Below are 18,774 nucleotides of genomic sequence, written 5' to 3'. Positions count from 1 at the left end.
TATGGCGAAACTTGTCACCATAGGTAAAGCCTCTAACTTAACAGGGGTATCGGCCAAAATGATCCGATACTATGAAGAAATTGGCGTATTAAAAAAAACGAGTCGCACAGATGCAGGTTATCGACTTTATAACCAAGCACACATACAACAATTGGGGTTCATCCGTCGTTCGAGAAACTTAGGTTTTTCCATGATTGAGATTCAGTCACTGCTCAAGTTCTGGCTCGATACTGATAGAGAAAGTCGGCACGTGAAGCAACTAGCGGTGAGTCATTTACAGGAGATAAATGAAAAAATATTGGAGCTAGAGCAAATGAGAGCAATATTACAAAAACTAGCTGATCAATGTGATGGTGACGATAACCCTGACTGCCCTATTTTAGAAGGTTTAGCTCAACTTTCATCTGAATAACGAAGGATAATTGTTTTTTGTTATACTAACAGCACTTGTCTATGTTGATTATCATGCATTATCTGCACAATTAATCTTAAATACTGAGGTGTGCTTATTAACTTATCTATTAATCAATCTTCCTCTACGCTCAATGTAATTGAACGTCAAAACAAATCACGTGAAGAAAATGATGAAAAGGTATACTCATTAATCAACGAATATAAGACAACAAGTTTATGATGGCGTTTAGCCTTGTAAGCTTTTTTTTAGCCTAAAAATATCTATTTATTTTCAATTCACATACAATAATAAAACTGATAAACCACAACAGACCACTATAACTTTAAATGTTTACTCAAAGTCAATTCACTCCAGCTTGGTGGCTACACAATCCTCATTGCCAAACTATTATTGCAAAATTTTTAAGATCTAGAAAACAGCTAGAAACTTGCAATGAAACAGTGGAGTTACCTGATGGCGACTTTATTGATTTAGCATGGACCGATAAACCTAAACCTAATGAAACTCGTCCTTTAGTGGTTGTTCTTCATGGTTTAGAAGGTTCAGTTAACAGTCATTATGCTAAAGGAATGTTATCGGCTATTAAAGAGAAACAGTGGATCGGAGTACTGATGCATTTTAGGGGCTGTAGTGGACGAGTCAATAGAAAAGCACGTTCGTATCATAGTGGCGATACTGATGATATTAGTTATTTAACGCAATTTTTAAAGAAAAAATATCCACAGCTTCCAATGACAATTATTGGCTTTTCTTTAGGGGGTAATGTACTAGCGCGCTATTTAGCAAAAGAACCTAATAATCCTTATCAAGCCGCTGCAATCATTTGTGCCCCTCTACATTTGGCCAGTTGTAGCAAGCGGATTAACAAAGGCTTTTCGCGTATATATCAGAAATATCTAGTGGGCATGCTCAAAGACAGTATTAAGGATAAAATGGACAGTAATCTACTCTCTGCTCCGCTATCGCAAAGACTGGCCCATAAGCTCGATGAAATTAAGACCATTTGGCAATTCGATCAACTGGTAACAGCCCCTATTAACGGTTTTGAGAGCGCTGAAGATTATTATCATCAGGCGAGTGGACGTTTTATTTTGGATAAAATTAAACAACCCTGCTTAATTATTCATTCAAATGACGACCCTTTCTTATGTGATGAAAATACCCGTGATATTAGCAGTATTCCCAGTAACATATGTTTTGAGGTCAGTAAAAAAGGGGGGCATGTTGGCTTTATCAATGGTAATAATCCCTTAAGACCAAAGTTTTGGCTAGAACATCGTGTTCCAAATTTTTTAGAGAGCTACCTATGATAATCCCCTACAAAGATCTACAACCCGATACGTTAACAGGTATTATTCGAGAGTTTGTTTTACGTGAAGGTACCGAATATGGTGCGGACGATGTGTCTTTGTCCGAAAAAGTGGCGCAAGTAAAAATACAACTTGCTAATGGTAGTGCGTTTTTAGTTTATTCAGAGCTTCATGATACGGTAAATATTTTACCTATTGATCAGTTTGAACAACAACAAAACGAGCAAGAACAAGAACAAACGCAATAGTTATTTTATAGCAACGAACACCCTGTGGATGTTCGTTACTTATTTGCTATTGGGTGAAAGTTAATACAAAACTTACCGGCACGGCATAAGCAATGCTTGGTAGATTTGCTAATGATTTTAATTTATTAATACCTGCCACTAACGCAAAGTCTTCGGCTTTAATGATAGCCGGCTTTAAGGTGCTCACTAGCATATGATTTGCTGATAGCTTAGCCACCATAACATTCAATGTAAGTTCTTGCTGGTGACCATGTAAATTCAGGCTACCCGTAAGTGACATTTTCTGACTTGAACCGATAGTTATCGCATCAATATCTGCACGATTAAGTTGCGCACTAAAGCTCGCTTGTGCAAAAGTAGCTGTTTCAAAGAGAAACTCCGCCATTCTTTGATCACGTATCGCAATATTGGTGTCAACACTGCTTAGGTCAATGGTCACATTTGCCAAGCCACTATTGTTGATAACACCCGTAATTTCTTTAAAGCTATGACTTTCAGCCACAGTGCCTTTTTTAATCGACACAAAAGTTAACGATGAATTTTTAGAGTCCAACTGCCAAGCACTATAGGCTGGTGCCGTAAGCAGGAGTGAAAGGCTTAAAATAAAAGTAGATATAATACGCATAATAGGTCCTTTGAAAATAAAATAAAAATTAAGAGCGTCGCGCTCGATGAGGGGTCACAATACTTTGCCACGGAATATTACTCGCACCTAAAGTCATAAAGTCAGGATTCATTAATCCTTCCCGTTGATTATAAGTTAACGGTAAAAACTCACTATCAATTATTGAGCCTCCCGCTTGTTCGATAATACAATGACTCGCTCCTGTATCCCACTCACCTGTAGGACCAATACGTAAGTAACAATCTGCACCACCTTCAGCAATTAGACAGTTTTTAAGTGAGCAACTGCCTAATGCCACATATTCAAAAGCAAAGTTTTCGTTGTTAAGGTATTGCCCCATTAGGCTGAGCTCTTGTCGGCGGCTTACCGCCACTTTGATTTTTCGTTTGCCATCATATTTAGCGACATGAATTTGCTGGCTACCGGTATGGCTTTCTTTAAAAGCGCCAAGCTTATTTTGTCCATAGTAGGTGAGTTGGTGATCTGGTGCGTGAATAACACCAATACTTGGCCAGCCATTTTCCACCAAAGCGACATTAACGGCGAAATCGCCACTGCCTTTAATAAACTCACCTGTCCCATCAATAGGGTCGAGTAGCCAATATCGTGACCAATTTTTTCTTTGATTAAGCGCTAATGCACCAACTTCTTCAGAAATAATAGGAATGCCAGGTGCCAAGCGTGACAGCTCTTGCATCAATACATCGTTAGCCGCATAGTCAGCACTAGTAACGGGGCTATTATCTTCTTTAATTTCTGACGTGTAATTGCCCGATTTGTAATGCTTAGTAACTTCTAGGCCTGCTTTTTTTGCACTTTCTATCGCGATGGCGAGTAACGTTTCATTGTTCATTAATCTTCACTTACTTTTTCTTTTGAGTGTTATTTTAAAATATTCTTAACTAAATCTTTTACCAGCATTAGAGCAGCTATGCTTCTTGCTTCATTAAAGTCAGGTTGGGCAAGTAATGATTGATAGTCGGCAAGTTTCCATGAGACAACTTCTAGCTCTTCAGGTTCATCACCGGGTAGTTTTTCTGCATATAAACTTTCAGCAAGAAATATTTCCATTGAGGCAGAGAAAAAAGCCGGTGCTGTTGCGACTCGATGCACATGGGTGAATTTATTCGCCCCATAGCCGACTTCTTCTTTTAACTCACGATTAGCAGCATGCTCTGCACTTTCGCCTTCATCAATAAGACCTTTCGGGAAGCCAAGCTCATATGTATGGGTGCCAGCACAATACTCGCGAACTAATAAAAACGTTTCATCGTCTAACATAGGTACAATTAATACAGCGCCTCGACCGTAGCCTTGCATGCGTTCATATTCTCGCTCTACGCCGTTACTGAAGGTGAGATCTACTTGTTCTATAGCAAACAAGCGACTCTTGGCAACTTGCTTACGTTGAGTGACTTTGGGAAGTGTTAAACTATTGCTCATGGTAGCTAAACCTAAGAGTAAAATATTAATAATATAGTTTTAGAATAGCACGTTAACTTTAGATATAATTAATAATTAATCGCTCTTAGGAAAAATAATATGCTTAATTGGTCAAAAATTTCTACCGTACTTTTAGATATGGATGGAACGATTTTAGATTTACATTTTGACAACCATTTCTGGCTCCATCATTTACCACTACGTTACAGTGAGCATGCAAAGATTTCACTTGAGCAAGCAAAAGAAAACTTAGCAAGCCACTATGAAAGAGTTGCTGGGACCATTGACTGGTACTGTTTAGACTACTGGGCTGAACAAACCCAATTACCGATTCAAGCATTAAAACGTGAAGTACAACACTTAATTAGCTTACGCGATGATGCTCATGATTTTATGGTGGCACTACGAGAGAGTGGACGAGAAATAATACTGGTTACTAATGCTCACCCAGATAGCTTGTTGCTTAAGATTGAACGCACGCAACTCGATAAATATTTTGATGTTTTATATTCTACGCATGAATTTGGTGTTACCAAAGAATCACAATTATTATGGCAACGTCTTCAAGAGAAACAAGGTTTTAGCCTAGAGAACACCTTGTTTGTTGATGATAGTATCAATATTTTAGCATCGGCTCAACGCTATGGTTTTGAACATTTATTAGCGGTTGAAAACCCAGATAGCCAGAAAACGCCACATATTGTTAACGATTACCCATCTACATCAGACTTTAGAACATTAATTGATGAAATAAAGAAATATCCCATTAGGTAATGGCTATTATTCATCCTGACGTAAAGCCAGGATGAAATAGGTTTAGCCTAAGTAACGATTAATCACCGTATTAAATGGCTTAAAAATTCAATCGATAGCGCCCTTGGTTATCAGCTTTGCCAATAAAGGGCAGCAGTGGCTTTAATTTTTCAGGGAAGTTCGCACCTGGCTTTAAATAACCATTTCCAGAAGCTCTATTGGTATTATGCAGATAAGCGGTAAACGTGAGTCCAAGATCGTTTTCAGGGGCAATGATAAACGCAAGCGCCCCTTTTTCACAAGCCAACTCAGCAGATAACGTACCTAAATTTGCTTTTTCTGATAATGCGGTGATAGCTGCCTTGTTCCATTTTATTAAGCCCTTCATTTGCTGACATACAGGCTTGCCGAGTATAAATTCATCAACACTGAGTTCAATAAGGTTGTGGGCTTGCATCGGGATAGCTAGATTAAGCTTTTCCGTAATTTGTTGTGCAGCTACTGTGATATCAACATTAGTAATTTTTATCTGCTTAAGCAATTGGCTTGCTGTCAACCTACCTTCTGGTCCACTGACTAAGGCACCGCCAAAAGTTAACTTAATTGTCGGGTCAAGCATCAATAATGAGAGGAAACTTAACTCACTACTGACATTGTTAATGTCGACATTATCAATGCGGACTTGTTTTGCATAACTTTGCCACACTGTGCCAGAAAGTTGAGATACTTGGCTGTTTTTTGGTAAATTAATAAAGCTAACCACCCAAGCTGCAGGCATAGTTGCAATTAAAAAAATCAAATATAAACTAAAGAACATTGCTCCGTAAGCAAACCACTTTTTCATTAACCTTTTCCTAATTGTAAGCGACGAACTCTAACAACACCGTTGCGATCGGCTTTACTTAAATCAATACTTTTCACTAATAAACCTTCGTTATTGGCTAAAAATTCAAGCCAACTAAGTAACTGTGTAAAGGGGACTTCATCAATCCATACTTGTAAGTCTTCACCTTGAGGTTGCAAGCGAGCTATCGAAATATTATTACGACCGGCACTGCTGTTAACAATACTAGAAAGGCTGGCATTGCTGGCTGATGATGCCACTCTTTTTTGTGACTGTTGATAGCGCAGGGTATTTTCTTGCACCCAGGTATAAAGCGCTTGTTGGCGCATGATTTTTTGTTGAGTTTTATCAGTATTAGTAACCAATGGTTGCCACACTGCGCTGTAAAATAAAAACAGCACTACAACAAAGCTCATCATAGCAACGAGTCGTTGCTCAGAGCTTTTTAATTGTTGCCACCACGTTTTCATTATCGCCCCTTACTTGTGTTTGTTGATTGCTGATTATCATCATTACTGGTTATGCTGAATGAGCCAGAAATTTGATCACCTTGATTATTTTGCGCGCCCATAGATACCGTCAGATTACTCTCTTCAAGAGCGATTTTTAACTTATCAAAATACTGATAATCACTGGCAATTGCCTGCATACGAATCTCGTTGCGCTTACCATCAAACTTCAACGTTTGGGGTTTTATTTCAGGCACTAAAGCTAACGCTGGTTGCACTTGAGTTAAGATAGCTAAAAAGCCACTTTCTCCACTAGCCCCTCCTACTTCTTTGAGTTTCTGCTTAAGTTGGGAGCGAATAGTTGAGACTCGAACTCGCTTAGTTTTTGGAAAAGCCTTTTTATAGGTACTAATGATTTGCTGTTCAATTTCAGCCTGTTGACTATGAAGCTGTATTAATTCGGCACCTTTAATACCGACATTAAGCAATAAAGCGAACATGGCAATACCTGCGGCCAAAAACCAACTTTTTAGCACGGGTGAGCGCTGTTCTTTAACTTTGAAGTCACCCTGTAGTAAATTGAACTTACCCGCTTTTTCATGATTATATGTAGCGGCTAATAACGCCAAAGGCAGCTCTTCTGGCATCGCATTGATGGTCAGTTTAGCGATGGTTTCAGGTAATATTGAATAAGCATTTAATGAGAAACTGTTGGGTACGTCATTATTGCTATCATTGTCCGCTACTGATTTTTGCTCACTGCTAATTTTCTCTACTGTTTGAGTACCACTAAGTGACTGACTAATTAACGGCCAAGTGTTGCTGTCTATGGTGACCCCTTGCCATTGTCCTTGGCGTATCAGTATTTGCTCACCTAATACAATTGCACTACCAACATTCACTTCATTAGTCAGTGGCATTGCAAGTACATCAGGGATGATTTTTTTACAGGTAATATCTGCACTTTTTAACCACCCTTGCCATAATGCCAACTGAGCAGATTCGATAATTGCAACAAAGCAATTGTGCGCACTACCGACAATTTTGATATCACTATAAGCGAAAAATAACTCTTCAACATCTTGTGCTAATTCATCTTCAAGCATATACGGCACAGCTAAGCGCATCGCTTTTGAAGATTTACTGGGTACCGTTAAACTTTTCAAACTGATATCACTGGCTGGCACAAACGTAATGACTTCACGTTGTTTGGCTTTCTCAGCTAATTGCTCTAACGCATTGGCATTGGGGAGTTCACCACTGGCAATGATGCCTTCTTGATCGTCACTAAATATTACCCAGTGCACTACGTCTTTTGCGTTAGTACCTAATCGGATATATAACTTTTCGGTCATTACTCTCGTCCTATGGTACGACTCACTACGGAGATATTATTATTGCTTTCAACTTTCATTAAAGTGCTCAACGCAAAGTAACTGTCATTAAAACTAGCGATACTTTTTAGTTTAAAATAATGGCTAACAACATCGAACTGCTCTTTTTGATCATTGGTTATTTTTGTATGTTTTGATATATCGGCTAAATTAAAAAACTCATCTCGTGTTTTAAAACCAGCACCCTCTCGGCTAGCCAAGGCATTTTCTGCATCCGCTAAAGGAATACCTAAAAAAGCCTCCAACAATTCAGGTTGGTCGCTTCTTATGGTGTTTACATTTATTTTATGGAGATTGTTATTAGGTATTACGCAAGCATACTCTTTTAATTTATTAATAACCGGCACAGTAAAGTGTTCAATTAAGCGTAGTTCGGTAATACTGGCCAAATAATAATTAGCGGGTAAATAAGGAAACTCTTTTGCAGAGTAATCATTATCTTCAGCACCACCAGCACTAGCTATAGCGCTGTTTTGATCAAGCCAGTCAACTAATGCATCGGTCATGTATTCAGCATCAAACTGACTAACACCTTCAACATTAAGCGACATAATTAATTTTTGGAAAGCGTCTTCTATTGGACGCCTTTGAGTGCCCGTAGGAGTAGCATTATCATCAGGCCTTAAAGCATTTAAATTAAAACAGGCTTGCATATCAAAAATTTCGCCGGTAATTTGTCCAAAGTCAACAGGATAACTTGTTTCGCCTTGAGCCCAAATTTGTTCTAAATGCGTTACGTCTTTTTCATCTTTAAAAACATTGATTAATATTCTTTTTGCAAACGCTTCTGCGCCCATCGCATACCAATAAGCCTGCTGATTTAGCGTAACATTATTAGTACGTTGCATCTGCAACTGCAAGCGCGCAGTCATCTGTGTGGCTAATACGGCGGCTAATGCGACGATAAGCAAAACAGTAATTAACGCCACACCGGTCACTTTTTTAGCGGTCGACTTACTCATATCAGTACGGCACTGAGAGTTCTTCATTAGACCTCCCATAACGAACAGCACAATACGTAGGCTTTAAATTTAGACATCATCACCCGCCACTAAAAATTCTCGTCTTATAAGCCCATAATCTTTAGTTATTAGCTCAACAGCAATCGCTCGAGGTAAACTTTTATTTATAATTTGTTTTTGCCATTTTTTGTCATAAAAAAACTCAAAATTTAGCGCTTCAATCTCGGTGATTAACTTTCTTCTTTTAGGCTCTTGCCCTTGGATAGCGTCAACAAAATTAAAATGAAGTCGCTCAAAGGTTCCCTCATTTAATTGATAAGCGACTGATTGCATATTGCTACGCGGTAATAGTAGACCTGGATTTGTCCATCCGTTGCGAACAAAAGCTAAGGTACTTTCGCCATTTGAAAAACTATTGCTGTCAGTATATAAAAAATCTTGCTGGGGAGCTTCGCCATTTAATCGAATACTGCGTTTAGCAATTTGCAGTAAATCACGCTCGATAAGTAAAAAGCCTCGCTGTAATTCATTAACGCGTTCGGTACGAATTTTAGATGACTCATTACCTTTTAATACCGTATTAAAAATAGTGAAACTACTCATGCTGATCATTGAAAAAATAGCGATAGCTATTAAAACTTCTAACAAGGTAAAGCCATTATTCGTTGGCTTATTCAAGCAAATCTTCACTACGGCTGGCTCTTTGAGATATAGGTAACCATACTAGTGATCGCTAACTTTTCATCTTCTTTATTACGAATTTCAATCGTTATAGCACGCATATTCTTATTTTCTGTTTTAAGCACTTTTTGTAGCCAAAACCATTCTTGGCCAGCCATTTCTACGGTGCCTTTTTTATTGTTTTTTGGTGGCCATGTTGGGTCTAATGTCATCGCAACTAATTGATTTGAGGCCACCCAATTGGCTAATACTTTATTTTCTAAATGACTTAAATTCTTAAAGTTATTGTCTGCTGCACTTAACAACGCAATACCCGCGATTGAAAAAATAGCCATCGCTAACATGACTTCAATTAAAGTGAAGCCTAATGAAGCCGTTTTAATGACCCGTTTCACCTTATTCATCATCAAAGAGTGGCCCTTCAACGGTTATCGGTGTGGTGTATAAGCCGGTCGCCTTAAAATAAAGTTTTGCTTCGGTATAATTATTTTTAACGAATTGAAAACGCAGACTAAACGGTGTTATTTCACCGCCTGAGAGTATGTAAATTTGGGGAATAAGTATTTTTTTTTCTATATTATTACCGTCATCATCTTTACCTACGTCTTCATCTAAGTCGTTCTCTTTATTAGCCGCTTGCAACTCATTAAATACTTCAGTATCAAATAATTGTGGTTCTTCAATTGGCAAGTCATCAAGTTGTAAAATCAACTCAACACCTTCAGGTAATTTATAGCGACTGAATAATTCATTATCAGAGATATCCGACCACGTTATACCGTCGTACCCTAAAAACTGATAACCTTTTTTGCCAATAACTAAGCCTAATTCAATATTATTTAGCATGCCATATTCAGCAGCAATATTAAAAACGCCAGCAAAACGTTTACTCGAGAGTTCAAGTGTTTCTTCGGCTTTATCACCTGAAGCACTAAACTGAACGACCGAAACCATTAAACCCACCAGCACAATAACCAACATCACTTCAATTAAAGTGAAACCGTTAACTACTGTGCTGTTTTTGGAATAATGCTTCATATTAAGAGTTCACCAAAACTACTGGTAGTCGCCAAGGTTCCAGTTGCCAATATCGTCTTCTGTACCAGGTTCACCGTCGGGTCCCATGGTAAAAATATCAATATCACCATTTTCGCCTGGATTTAATAGTTGATAGGCGTTGCCCCAAGGATCGTCAGGTAAACGTTTAACATAACCCCCGTTTGGAAAACGACGCGGTAAAGGTTCAACGTCAGTTTCTTCAACTAAAGCTTCTAAGCCTTGTTCAGTCGTTGGGTAGTTATAGTTATCCATTTTGTACATACTTAACGACGTTTCTAATGCATTAATATCTTGTACTGATTTTTGAAGTTTTGCGGTATCCATATTGCCCATCAAGTTTTGAACAACAACACTGCCTAACAAACCTAAAATAACAATAACAACCATCACTTCCAATAAAGTAAAGCCACGTTGTTTATTTTTCACTTTCATTGGTTGAATTTTTTTGTGCACATTAACCTCCTACTAAGGTATTTAACTGAAGAATTGGCTGTAAAATAGCCATAACTATAAAAAGAACGATACCTGCCATAGCGATCATCAAGGCGGGCTCAAAAGCTTTTAGCGATATATTCATCAACGCTTCAAACTCCCTGTCTTGGTTGTCTGCTGATCGACCAAGCATATGTTCTAACTTGCCACTTTTTTCACCACTAGCAATCATATGAAGCATCATCGGTGGAAATAATTTCGTTTGCTCTAAAGAAACTCGTAAACTCGCGCCTTCGCGCACTTTATCGGCCGACTCTTTAACGCATTGCTTAATGTATAAATTTTCTAAAACTTCACCTGATATTTTCATGCTTTCCAGCAAAGGAACAGCACTGGCGGTTAAGATACTTAAGGTACGAGCAAACCGAGCGGTATTAATACCACGAATAATTTTGCCCAGCCCTGGAAAACTAATCACCTTGCGATGAAAAGCAAACTTGAAGCTGGCCTTTTTCATTAAATGATTAAAGCCACCAATCAGTAAGGCAATCAAAATAAGGATATACAAACCATTATCTCTTAAAAAATCACTGGTACTAATTAAAAACTGAGTCGTTGCAGGTAAGTTTGCGCCCATGTGATCAAACTGGCCAACAATTTTAGGGACTACCGCCGTTAACAGTATTGCGATAACGCCTATGGCTACGACCGTCATAATAACGGGATAAATAAGCGCTTGAATGATTTGTGAACGTAAGTGTTCCCGTTGCTCGGTGTAATCGGCTAAGCGGTTTAAAACCGTATCTAAGAAACCGGATTTTTCACCTGCGGCAACCATTGCTCGGTATAAGTGACTAAAGACATGCGGAAACTCGGCCATACTCTCCGCTAAACCATAACCTTCGGTTACTTTTGTTCGCACCGCCATGATCATACTTTTCATGCTGTTTTTTTCACATTGTTCGCCAACGGCAAGCAAAGATTCTTCAATCGGTAAACCCGACTCGACTAATGTTGCCAGCTGACGTGTGATTAAAGCAAGTTCAGCAACAGATACTTTTGTTCGTCCGCCAAACCGTGATTTATTCGCGGCTTGCTTAGTTTTTTGTAAGCTTGGCGTTACTTCAGTAGGCATTAAGCCTTTGTCACGTAATAAGCCACGCGCTTGTCTGGGTGTATCACCTTCGATAACACCCTTTACCGTTTTACCACGGCTATTTACTGCTTGATAATCAAAAGCTGCCATAATAAAACTCTAGTTAATCTTCTTTGGTAACACGCAAAACTTCTTCGAGTGTCGTTTGTCCGGTCAACACTTTATCAAAGCCGTCACGGCGTATGCTTGGCGTATTTTGGCGAATAAACTTTTCAATAGCCTGCTCACCTTTACCATTATGAATAAGCTCGCGTACTTTATCGTCGACAACAATAAGTTCATGAATACCCATACGGCCTTTGTATCCCTTTTGACTACATTCACTACAACCAACTGCGCGGTAAATATGCTGAGTGTTGTCTTGAGGTAACTCAAGTAATTTTAGCTCTGGGCCATCAGGTAAATGGCTTTCTTTACAATGCGGGCACAATGTTCTCACGAGTCGTTGTGCTAAGACCCCTAAGAGACTTGATGAGAGTAGAAATGACTCTACGCCCATATCTTCCATACGAGTAATGGCACCAGCGGCACTGTTAGTATGCAATGTCGACATCACTAAGTGACCGGTTAAACTCGCTTGCACGCCAATTTGAGCGGTTTCTAAATCGCGTATTTCACCAACCATAACAACATCGGGATCTTGGCGAAGTATCGCCCGTAACCCGCGAGCAAAGGTCATATCAACTTTGGTATTAACTTGCGTTTGTCCAATACCTTCAATGGCGTACTCGATGGGATCTTCAACCGTTAAAACGTTACGCTCTTTCGAATCGATTTGGCTCAGTCCCGCATAAAGCGTGGTACTTTTACCCGATCCCGTAGGACCCGTAACTAAAATAATACCATGGGGTTTTTCGATGAGTTTTGAAAACTTTATTCGGTTGGCAAGTGTCATGCCTAAATCTTCTAAATCGAGACGAACCGAGTTCTTATCAAGTAAACGTAGTACCACACGCTCACCATGGCCCGTTGGCATTGTTGAAACACGTACATCAACAGCACGACCGGCAATACGCAAAGAAATACGACCATCTTGTGGTATGCGTTTTTCAGCAATGTCGAGTTTTGCCATAACCTTGATACGAGAAACTAATAATGAAGCAAGTTTACGATTAGGCTTTAATACTTCACGTAAAACGCCATCAACACGAAAACGAATTTGTAGCGCTAATTCAAAAGTTTCAATATGAATATCAGAAGCATTTTCTTTTATTGCTTCACTCAACATCGCATTGATCAATTTGATGATTGGCGCATCATCTTCATTTTCTAGCAGATCTTCTGTTTCTGTCATCTCGTCAGCGAGAGAATACAAGTCAACTTCGTTGCCAATATCTTCCATCATCTGTTGAGCTTCTGAAGAGTCTCGTTGGTATGAAATAGTTAATAACTGTTCAAATTCATCTAACGAATGAAATTCAATAGCAAAGGGGCTTTTTAAGACCCTACGCACTTCTAATACTGCCGCACTTTTAACATTGGCTAAGCAATGTAAGGTGTATTGGTCGTTACTTTTACTAATGAGTACATGATGACGTTTGGCAAAATTAAAAGGCAAACGGCTGATCTGCACTTTTACTTCTTCTGCCTCTTGACCATTACCTGCAACATTTAAAGTCACTACGCTATCGATGTCTTCTCTCTTTTCAATATCAGCCATATTATTGATCTTTTTGGTCTGAAGTTGATGAATCATCACCCTCGCTTTTAACGACAGGCGGTAATAAGCTAGAGTCTTTAGACTGACTTTCTTTCATGTATTCATCGAATGAAGGAGGTAAGGTCAGTTGGTCATTCCATTCAGGTAACAATGGCATTTTTTCATCGCTCATTAATGACAAACCTTCTTCTTGCTTACGTATTTCAGTCGCACGAATATAGTTATACTTTTCTTTACTAATTTCATTCATCAACTTGCCATCACGAATAATCGTTGGGCGAATAAATACCATTAAATTACGTTTACGCGTTGAGGTTGTTGTTGATTTAAATAAGTGCCCAATAAAAGGTATGTCACCTAATAAAGGTACTTTTTGTTCACTTTCTTGAACGTCTTCATCAATCAAGCCACCCAGTACCACGGTTGCGCCAGAATCGGCCATCACTACCGTTTTAATTTCACGTTTGTTGATAGAAATATCTACCCCCGTAGCGCCACTCACTGAAGAGACTTCTTGCTCTATAGTTAACTGCACACCACTGCCCTCATTCACTTGTGGGGTAACGGTTAGTTTTATACCAACTTCTTGGCGTTCAACGGTTTGAAATGGGTTACCATTATTGCTACCGGCAGTAGAGCCAGTAAGAATAGGAATTTCTTGTCCAACTAAAAAGTGCGCTTCTTCATTATCGAGTGTAGTGATACTTGGCGTAGCAAGGATATTGGAATTAGTGTCATTACTCACCGCTTGTATGATTGCGCCCCAGCCATTTTTCATAATACCAAACATACCACCGCTTACAGAGCCAAGTAAGGTTGCGGCTAATGAATAGTCGCCTTTAATATCATCTTGATCAGGGTTAACCGTTGTGGCACCACTTTCAGAAGTAACCGTAGAACCTTTAGTTCCTGGTGTTGATTGAGCTGCCTCAGCAGCCGCTGCTACAGCACTTATAGGCGCAGGACCGTTATTGAACTGGGTAAAACCACCATCTTCGCTGAACCATTGCACGCCTAAACTAATACCGTCACTTTCAAAAACTTCGACGATTATCGCTTCAACAAGCACTTGCGCACGACGAACATCTAATTTGCGGATGACTTCCTCAAGTGAACGTAGCATGTCTTGCTGAGCGGTAATAACCAAGGTATTGGTGTCTTCATGAGCGTCAATGCTGACATTACGTTTTTTACTGCTTTGTTTACTCGTTTGTGCGCCAGCGTTTTCGGCTTCAATTGATTTACTGACCCCTTCAAGTACTTTGACTAAGTCTTCAGCTTTTGAATATTTCAAATAATAAACACGGGTATTACCGTTGGTTTCTAATTCACTGTCTAAACGGGAAATTAACTTAGCGACACGCGAACGGGCTTGAGATTCGCCGCTAACAATTACACTATTGGTGCGCTCATCAGCAACTATTTTAGGGATAAGGAAGGTTGGCGTACCAGATTTTCCTTGATCAGATTTATGCATGGCTTCAACAATACGCACCATTTCTGCCGCCGATGCATATTGCAGTTTAATAATTTGTACGTCTTGATCGCCAGCTTTGTCGACACGCTCAATAATATTGACTAAACGATTAACAACCGCAGCAGTGCCCGTTAGCATGATGACATTAGCGGGATCATAATTGACCACATTACCGCCACCGGCTTGATCTGAAAGTTGACGAAGTAAAGGGGTTAATTCTCGTACTGTGACATTTTTAACTTCAACAACTCGAGTCACCATTTCATCACCCACACCAGGGTTTTCGTTACCAACAACCGGTATTGATGAAGTTTTAGCGTCTTTATTACGAATAACTTTTACAACATTATTATCCATTTCAACAGCAGAAAAACCATACACTTCAAGCACATTTAAGAACACTTGATAATATTGTTTTTCAGTAAGTTGATCTTGGGTACGTAATGTCACTTTACCTCGAACGTTAGGGTCAACGATCATGGTTTTTTTCAGGTTTTTACCGACTATATTGATGAATTCGTCAATTTCAGTACCTTTAAAGTTTGGCGAGTACTTAGCCGCATGTATATCAGCACTAAATAATAAAGTATTCATCATCACAACAGTTAAACCTGTTGCTAACAATCCTTTATACCAAGGGGCGCGAAGAGTCTTGCGCAAGGAAAAATTTTTCATAACTTAATTCTCAATTTTGGTCAGTAAAGGTATTAACCACCGATACTAAATAATATTTCGTTCAATTCACCATTACGATCGATTAATAGTGATACTTCTTTATCTTGTTTTAATGCAGCAAGTGCTTGTGCGGCTTCGCTTGGCACCGTTAAATCATAACCATTCATTTGAATCGCGATATCACCAGATTTCAGCCCTGAATTTTGAAAAAAATCTGCGTTTTTACCCGGCAACAATCTGTAACCTACTATTTTGCCACTTTTACGTTTTGGCGATATTTTTAAATAATCGGTAATTTTACTTGGGTCGGTATTAATTTCGTCTTTAAATGACTCTGCACTTTTACTCAACATCTTATTTGTTCTTTGATCAATGACATTAGGTGATGTTAGTCGACTATTTAATTCTCGAGTTTTAGCCGGAGATATTGCCGATTTATTTACCACGTTTTGTTGTATTTTTTCATTGTAATCAAATCCATCAAGCATCAATGTTTCAAGTTTTCCGGCATGCTTTAAAAGCACTCGATCACGAAAGACACTATCGAGCACGGCACGTGTTCCGGTAATGGTTTCACCAGGACTATAGGTGTCTTGCTTACCAGCGTTTTCAATGACCGCCGCAGACGTAGTTTTGTCATCACTTGCTACTGCCCCTGATAGCGTTAAACGTAACTGTGTTTGAGGTGCACTTTCCACTTCAACCGTTTCAATTGTATCTATACTGTCTGTATATAAGCCAAATAAGTTCAATGTTTTTAAATTTGTTAAACTGATATCAGCTTTTTCAGTGTTCTGTATTGCTACTTTTACGCTAACATTTGAAGATGCATGATATTGGCCACTTGGCGCAACAAGCCAAGTGATTTGTGCAAAAACATATGCGATGTAAGCTAACAAAAATACACTGATCACCTTAGCTATTTTTTGCTGAGGTAATTGTGAAGAGAAGTCGACTACACTAGAAAAATTTGAAGGTAATTGCATGGTTATCTTTATAGAAATTTAAATTAATTTTCATTATTATACCGTGATAGTACTTGAGCTAGACATTATCAACAAGGGTAAGATGATGATTAAAATATTTATTAACAATTTAGTGCTGTTATGTGCAAACTAATATTGCCAGTTCAGCGATACACTTAGTTAAAAGACTAGACATTATAAGCAATTATGATATTTTCGCCGCGACATATATTTATAGGAAGATGGTAAGTAGATGAAACATAATTCACCTCTCACTGAAAACACTTCAACCCGTCTCGATAAGTGGTTATGGGCTGCTCGTTTTTACAAAACACGTGCCATTGCCAAACAAATGATTGATGGTGGTAAAGTGTTCTATAATGGTCAACGAACAAAGTCGGGTAAAGTCGTTGCTTTAGGAGACAAAGTTGTCTTACGCCAGAGTTATGAAGAACGAGAAATTATTGTTGTGGCGCTGGCAGATAAACGTCGAGATGCGAGTTTTGCGCAAACTCTTTACCAAGAAACACCCAACAGTATTACCACTCGTGAAAAAAATGCCTTAGCACGTAAACAAGGCACTTTACTTAGCCCCGCTAGTGATACTAAACCCGATAAGAAACAACGTCGACAATTAATACAATTTAAAGAAAGGATCTAACTGTGACTGTTAAAACTGATGTTTTAAATCGCTACTTATTTGATGGTAAGCATGCTCGCGGAGAGCTTGTACAACTGACTAAAGCTTATCAAGAAATTATCGCTTTGCATGAATACCCTCCCGGCGTGCAAGCCTTGTTAGGTGAATTAGTTGCCGCCACTTGCTTGCTTACAGCTACTTTAAAGTTTGAGGGCGAAATTACCGTTCAATTACAGGGCGATGGCCCCATTAGCTATATGTCAGTTAATGGTGACGATAAACAAAATATGCGTGGCATAGCTCGTTTAGCTGAGCCAACTGCTGGTATAGGCTTAAAAGAACTAATAGGTAAAGGTACGATGGTTATTACTATACGTCCTGAAAAAGGCGAACCTTACCAAGGAGTTGTTGCACTAGATAAAGATAATTTAGCTGATTGTTTAGCACATTACTTTGAAGTTTCTGAACAAATACCCACAAAAATTTGGTTATTTAATAATGCTGATAATACTCAAGTTGCTGGTAGCTTAATACAACTGCTCCCTGATAGTGATAGCAAGGAAACTCAGCTTAGTGATTTCGAACACTTGTGCCAACTAACCAATACAATAAAAGCAGATGAGATTTTTTCACTAGACGCTGAAGACTTATTGTATCGTTTGTATCATCAAGAAGAGGTTCGTTTATTTGAACCTCAATCGGTTAATTATCAATGCAGTTGTTCTGAGGAAAAATGTTTAACGGCTATTTCTCAGGTTTCACCAAGCGAATTGATAAGCATTATAGAAGAGCAAGGTTGCGTATCGATGACTTGTGAATATTGTTTAACAACATATAAGTTTGATGAACCAAAACTTGCACACTTTATTCATGAGCCCAAGCACTAGTTTACCCTCAGACTTAACGTCTTAATTCTACCTGTTCGCCTTTTAGCGCTCTTCTGCTAATGGGCGACCCACTTTACCACTGTAATCTATTTCTATTTCTACCCGCTCAAACTGTTTTGCTGCTACAAGTGATTTATAATAACTTAAGAGATCGACACCCTCTTCTGGCGTTAATCGATAGGTACTTTTAGCTATTTTATTAATATTTGCGGTATTGTCATAGCTTGTTAGGCTGGCTAAGTTGTTAACGATAACCACAAAAGTGCCCTTTACCGTGCCCGTTTCTGACATTAATAAATTAACAACTTTAGCGCCATTAGTCAGCTTATCTGCTTGTAATTCAAATTTCTGTTCGTTGAGCATTAAGTATTTATTTTCTGAATTTGTCAGTTTTTTAAAAACGTTGTTATTTTTTAAACTTCCATTACGTTCACTTAAACCGCTACTAGTGGCCCGTGCAAGTGTTTCATTAGTTGTAGCAACTGATGTGTTTGGCTTTAAAGAAGCAGCTTCTTTATCGCTGGTTTTTTTTTCTAGTGGCTGTACGACTTCTCTTTTATCTGAACAAGCCATTAAAAAAGTTACACTAAGGGCGATGACACTAAGGTTACGCATATTTACTTCCTTTTTTATTTCCAGTCATAATTAAGTGATAAACGTTTAGTTATAAAAAAAGCTGATTGAATGACCAATCAGCTT

Annotated in this window: 22 protein-coding genes; 6 read left to right on the top strand and 16 right to left on the bottom strand. The window is 38.7% G+C overall.

All coding sequences use genetic code 11. The features are described from left to right. The first annotated feature begins 1 nt into the window (after window position 1). From cueR to H4J69_RS04700, 3 genes are all read left to right on the top strand, one after another. On the top strand, window positions 2-412 hold the full coding sequence (cueR, locus tag H4J69_RS04710) for a Cu(I)-responsive transcriptional regulator (protein WP_182214702.1): 411 nt from the start codon (window positions 2-4) through the stop codon (window positions 410-412). Between the two features lie 329 nt (window positions 413-741). Continuing rightward, window positions 742-1,725, top strand: a complete 984-nt coding sequence (locus H4J69_RS04705; RefSeq protein WP_182221215.1) for a hydrolase — start codon at window positions 742-744, stop codon at window positions 1,723-1,725. Continuing rightward, window positions 1,722-1,973, top strand: a complete 252-nt coding sequence (locus H4J69_RS04700; RefSeq protein WP_182243097.1) for a YheU family protein — start codon at window positions 1,722-1,724, stop codon at window positions 1,971-1,973. Before H4J69_RS04705 ends, H4J69_RS04700 begins: the two co-directional genes overlap by 4 nt. A gap of 46 nt (window positions 1,974-2,019) precedes the next feature. Here the strand turns inward: H4J69_RS04700 and H4J69_RS04695 are convergent, their stop codons facing one another. The 3 genes from H4J69_RS04695 to nudE are packed head-to-tail and all read right to left on the bottom strand — an operon-like array spanning window position 2,020 to window position 4,041. Beyond that, on the bottom strand, window positions 2,020-2,598 hold the full coding sequence (locus H4J69_RS04695) for a YceI family protein (RefSeq protein ID WP_182244192.1): 579 nt from the start codon (window positions 2,596-2,598) through the stop codon (window positions 2,020-2,022). A gap of 28 nt (window positions 2,599-2,626) precedes the next feature. Further along, window positions 2,627-3,451, bottom strand: coding sequence for a 3'(2'),5'-bisphosphate nucleotidase CysQ (gene cysQ, locus H4J69_RS04690; protein WP_182214710.1), 825 nt, complete (start codon window positions 3,449-3,451; stop codon window positions 2,627-2,629). Window positions 3,452-3,480: 29 nt separating this feature from the next. After that, complete coding sequence (gene nudE, locus H4J69_RS04685) at window positions 3,481-4,041, bottom strand: ADP compounds hydrolase NudE (RefSeq protein WP_182214712.1); 561 nt, start codon at window positions 4,039-4,041, stop codon at window positions 3,481-3,483. Window positions 4,042-4,140: 99 nt separating this feature from the next. Between nudE and yrfG the strand changes: the two genes are divergently transcribed. Then, window positions 4,141-4,815, top strand: coding sequence for a GMP/IMP nucleotidase (gene yrfG, locus H4J69_RS04680; protein ID WP_182244193.1), 675 nt, complete (start codon window positions 4,141-4,143; stop codon window positions 4,813-4,815). A 79-nt stretch (window positions 4,816-4,894) separates the two neighbouring features. Here the strand turns inward: yrfG and H4J69_RS04675 are convergent, their stop codons facing one another. From H4J69_RS04675 to gspC, 12 genes are all read right to left on the bottom strand, one after another. Further along, entirely contained in the window at window positions 4,895-5,638 is a 744-nt protein-coding gene (locus H4J69_RS04675; protein ID WP_182244194.1) for a type II secretion system protein N, read from the bottom strand. Then, entirely contained in the window at window positions 5,638-6,108 is a 471-nt protein-coding gene (gene gspM, locus H4J69_RS04670; RefSeq protein WP_070374943.1) for a type II secretion system protein GspM, read from the bottom strand. Before gspM ends, H4J69_RS04675 begins: the two co-directional genes overlap by 1 nt. Continuing rightward, window positions 6,108-7,442 (bottom strand): type II secretion system protein GspL, encoded by a 1,335-nt coding sequence (gene gspL, locus H4J69_RS04665; protein WP_182244195.1) that lies wholly within the window; start codon window positions 7,440-7,442, stop codon window positions 6,108-6,110. The genes gspM and gspL overlap by 1 nt, the downstream gene beginning before the upstream one ends. Then, window positions 7,442-8,470: a type II secretion system minor pseudopilin GspK gene (gspK, locus tag H4J69_RS04660; RefSeq protein ID WP_259367710.1), complete on the bottom strand. Its 1,029-nt coding sequence runs from the start codon at window positions 8,468-8,470 to the stop codon at window positions 7,442-7,444. The genes gspL and gspK overlap by 1 nt, the downstream gene beginning before the upstream one ends. A 42-nt stretch (window positions 8,471-8,512) precedes the next feature. Next, window positions 8,513-9,121: a type II secretion system minor pseudopilin GspJ gene (gene gspJ / locus H4J69_RS04655; protein ID WP_220465911.1), complete on the bottom strand. Its 609-nt coding sequence runs from the start codon at window positions 9,119-9,121 to the stop codon at window positions 8,513-8,515. 11 nt (window positions 9,122-9,132) lie between these two features. Then, window positions 9,133-9,531 carry a type II secretion system minor pseudopilin GspI gene (gspI, locus tag H4J69_RS04650; protein ID WP_083277946.1) on the bottom strand — a complete coding sequence of 133 codons (399 nt, stop codon included), beginning with the start codon at window positions 9,529-9,531 and terminating at the stop codon, window positions 9,133-9,135. Continuing rightward, on the bottom strand, window positions 9,521-10,162 hold the full coding sequence (gene gspH / locus H4J69_RS04645; protein ID WP_182214718.1) for a type II secretion system minor pseudopilin GspH: 642 nt from the start codon (window positions 10,160-10,162) through the stop codon (window positions 9,521-9,523). The genes gspI and gspH overlap by 11 nt, the downstream gene beginning before the upstream one ends. Before the next feature lie 18 nt (window positions 10,163-10,180). Next, window positions 10,181-10,615 (bottom strand): type II secretion system major pseudopilin GspG, encoded by a 435-nt coding sequence (gene gspG, locus H4J69_RS04640; RefSeq protein ID WP_182214818.1) that lies wholly within the window; start codon window positions 10,613-10,615, stop codon window positions 10,181-10,183. 22 nt (window positions 10,616-10,637) lie between these two features. Beyond that, window positions 10,638-11,861 carry a type II secretion system inner membrane protein GspF gene (gene gspF / locus H4J69_RS04635; RefSeq protein WP_182214719.1) on the bottom strand — a complete coding sequence of 408 codons (1,224 nt, stop codon included), beginning with the start codon at window positions 11,859-11,861 and terminating at the stop codon, window positions 10,638-10,640. Window positions 11,862-11,874: 13 nt separating this feature from the next. Further along, window positions 11,875-13,431, bottom strand: a complete 1,557-nt coding sequence (gene gspE / locus H4J69_RS04630) for a type II secretion system ATPase GspE (RefSeq protein ID WP_182214820.1) — start codon at window positions 13,429-13,431, stop codon at window positions 11,875-11,877. A 1-nt stretch (window position 13,432) separates the two neighbouring features. Then, window positions 13,433-15,505 (bottom strand): type II secretion system secretin GspD, encoded by a 2,073-nt coding sequence (gene gspD, locus H4J69_RS04625; protein WP_259367711.1) that lies wholly within the window; start codon window positions 15,503-15,505, stop codon window positions 13,433-13,435. A gap of 110 nt (window positions 15,506-15,615) precedes the next feature. Further along, complete coding sequence (gspC, locus tag H4J69_RS04620) at window positions 15,616-16,569, bottom strand: type II secretion system protein GspC (protein ID WP_182214722.1); 954 nt, start codon at window positions 16,567-16,569, stop codon at window positions 15,616-15,618. A gap of 232 nt (window positions 16,570-16,801) precedes the next feature. Between gspC and hslR the strand changes: the two genes are divergently transcribed. Both hslR and hslO read left to right on the top strand, forming a co-directional pair. After that, a complete protein-coding gene (hslR, locus tag H4J69_RS04615; protein WP_070374949.1) occupies window positions 16,802-17,209 on the top strand; it encodes a ribosome-associated heat shock protein Hsp15 in 408 nt (135 codons plus the stop codon). A gap of 2 nt (window positions 17,210-17,211) precedes the next feature. Next, window positions 17,212-18,075, top strand: coding sequence for an Hsp33 family molecular chaperone HslO (gene hslO, locus H4J69_RS04610; protein ID WP_182176457.1), 864 nt, complete (start codon window positions 17,212-17,214; stop codon window positions 18,073-18,075). 42 nt (window positions 18,076-18,117) lie between these two features. On the opposite strand, the gene H4J69_RS04605 is transcribed toward hslO, so the two are convergent. Then, window positions 18,118-18,690: a hypothetical protein gene (locus H4J69_RS04605; protein WP_182244749.1), complete on the bottom strand. Its 573-nt coding sequence runs from the start codon at window positions 18,688-18,690 to the stop codon at window positions 18,118-18,120. Between the last annotated feature and the right edge of the window lie 84 nt (window positions 18,691-18,774).

Source organism: Colwellia sp. BRX10-9, from assembly GCF_014077405.1.
In the GTDB taxonomy this organism is placed as follows: Bacteria; Pseudomonadota; Gammaproteobacteria; order Enterobacterales; family Alteromonadaceae; genus Colwellia_A.
Note: the sequence above shows the minus strand (reverse complement) of the source record. Positions and strands in the feature narration are given on the sequence as shown.